Annotated in this window: 2 protein-coding genes; one reads left to right on the top strand and one right to left on the bottom strand. The window is 70.1% G+C overall.

The window, feature by feature from the left end:
- The first annotated feature begins 357 nt into the window (after positions 1–357).
- Complete coding sequence (locus G6019_RS11430) at positions 358–1,188, top strand: HAD family hydrolase (RefSeq protein ID WP_095717984.1); 831 nt, start codon at positions 358–360, stop codon at positions 1,186–1,188.
- 500 nt (positions 1,189–1,688) lie between these two features.
- On the opposite strand, the gene G6019_RS11425 is transcribed toward G6019_RS11430, so the two are convergent.
- Positions 1,689–2,316: oxidoreductase (locus G6019_RS11425; protein WP_182627619.1), on the bottom strand; the 628-nt coding region annotated here is incomplete at its 5' end.

Raw genomic sequence — 2,316 nt, 5'->3', positions numbered from 1 at the left:
AGATCCGGGTCGGCCACATCAACGGCGACGGTCCTGCCCGCCGGGTGGTCGGGGACGGCGTCGCGCGGTGGGCGGGGGCTCTGGGTCACGGCCACAGCGTCGCGCACACGACCGTCGGCACCCCCGGCCCGGAGCGTCATCCGGGGGCGGGCTGTGGAGAGACCGTGGATGTGGAAAACCGGCGGAGGTGGAACGACCGCCCCGAAACAGAGAGAAACCGCGGCAGGGGGGCGCCGCGGTTTCTCGGAGTCCCGATTCGTAGGGGGGACGAATCGAGCACCTGTAGGGGGATGCTCTTTCGAGCGTGATCAGTATCACTTATCCACGCCTCGAGCACAAGAACCGTATCGTGGAGTCGTGTCCGCCCCACGCCTCAAGGGCCCTCGGTCGTCGCACCGACCTCGCCGGATCGCCGCGTTCTTCGACCTCGATAAGACGATCATCGCCACCTCGTCGGTGTTCGCGTTCAACAAATCGTTTCTCGACGAAGGCCTGCTGTCGCGCCGATCGGTGATCGATCTGGCGTACACGCAGCTCGCCTTCAGCCTCTCCGATGCCGACGACGAACAGATGCAGAAGGTCCGCCAGGCCATGGCGACGGCCACCAAGGGTTGGGAGCCCGAGAAGGTCGAGCGGATCGTCACCGAGGCCCTCACGGAGAAAGTCACGCCCACCGTCTACTCGGAGGCACAGGAACTCCTCGCCGAGCACCGAGCGCTCGGCCACGACCTCGTGATCGTGTCCGCCTCCGGGGAGGAGCTGGTGGCACCGATCGCACGGATGCTCGGCGTGGACCACTACGCCGGGACGCGCATGAGCCGCGATGCGGACGGGCGATACGGCGGATCCATCGAGTTCTACTGCCAGGGTCCGGGCAAGGCCGAGGCCATCCGGGGTTTCGCCCAGCGCTACGGGTACGACCTGGAGGCCTCGTACGCCTACTCCGACTCCTCCACCGACCTCCCGATGCTCGAGGAGGTGGGACACCCCACGGTCATCAACCCGGACCGGACCCTGCGCCGTGAGGCCCTCGAGCGCGGGTGGCCCATCCTCACCTTCTCCAGCCCCACCCCATTGCTGCCGACGCTGGAACGCGCGTCCGGGCCGATCATCGGCGTCGGGGCGATCGCACTCGCGGTGGGCGCCGCAACGGTGTCCTTCGCGCGTTCCGCGCGGCGGGGCGCCTGACCCCGGTCCCGCGAGCGGAGAGGCCCGCCCGGATCGCACCCACCCGGAAGATCCCACCGGGGTTCGGGGCACAACACCTCATCGTCCGCCGGCCAACGCACGGGAGGCGATGGCGGGAATCACCGGTAACTCCCCGGGTTCCTTGTGGGATCCCACCATCGCCGGGACCCTGATCCGCGCGGCATGCTCAAAGCACGGTGACGCAGGACGCCAGGACCGCGACGGAGGAGAAGTCACGGTTCCCCGTCCGAGGCACCGTCATCGATACTCCGGAACCCACGCGACGGATGACGCCCGAGAGGCAACCCAGCCGTGGGTCCGCGCCAGCCGTCACCGACGGTTGTCCCGGACCGGCGACACGGCGGACCACAGGACGCCTGGTACCCGGATCTCTCGATGGAACCGCAGCGAGTGGGCGGGTCGGCACGAGTGCCGGCCCGCCATTCGCGCGCCGTGGGGCCGCACGCGGTGAGGGACAGGCCATCCCTCGAGAGGAACGGTCAGGTCCCGGCGGCCTCGGCGATCGAGGTGGCCTCGCGAGCACCGGCCTCGAGCGCTCTACAGCAGTGGAGAATCCATGATCCGACGCCCTCGCCGGTACCGGAGACGAAGCCCTCCAGGGCCGATCGATGCCCGGCGGGATCCCGGTAGAACGTCACCTCGGGCACGCCGAGACAATGTGGGTCTAGGCCGGTGGACACGGTCACCAACCGGAACGCCGCCCGCGCCACCACACCGTCAGCGGACCCGAACGGCCGCATGCCGGACAGTTCGCCCAGGACCACTGACGCCAGGACCGGGGCGGGCACCGACGTCCCGCCCGTCACCAACTCCGCCAGACCCTGCAACCGCTCGGCCACTCCCCGATCGGCTCGGGGACGTCCGAGGGACGCCATATCCACCCCGGGGCCGGACGCGGCCAGCAGATGCAGGTGCGCCAGCTCCTGCAGCGGCGACCGGGTCCACACCGACACGGCCCGGTCGAGCGATTCGCCCGTCAGCTCGCCGGCCACCCGCAGAGCGCCGGAGAGCACCTCGTCGTGGTCACCGTCGGCGTCCAGTCGCACCGAGGCACCCTCCACCCCGGCTGACGCCCGCGCACCGCGCAGCACCGACTCCGCCGCCGTG

The sequence above is a fragment of the Dietzia sp. DQ12-76 genome (assembly GCF_014145045.1).
Lineage (GTDB): Bacteria > Actinomycetota > Actinomycetes > Mycobacteriales > Mycobacteriaceae > Dietzia.
The sequence above is the reverse complement of the archived record's forward strand: the minus strand, read 5'-3'. Positions and strand labels throughout refer to the sequence as shown.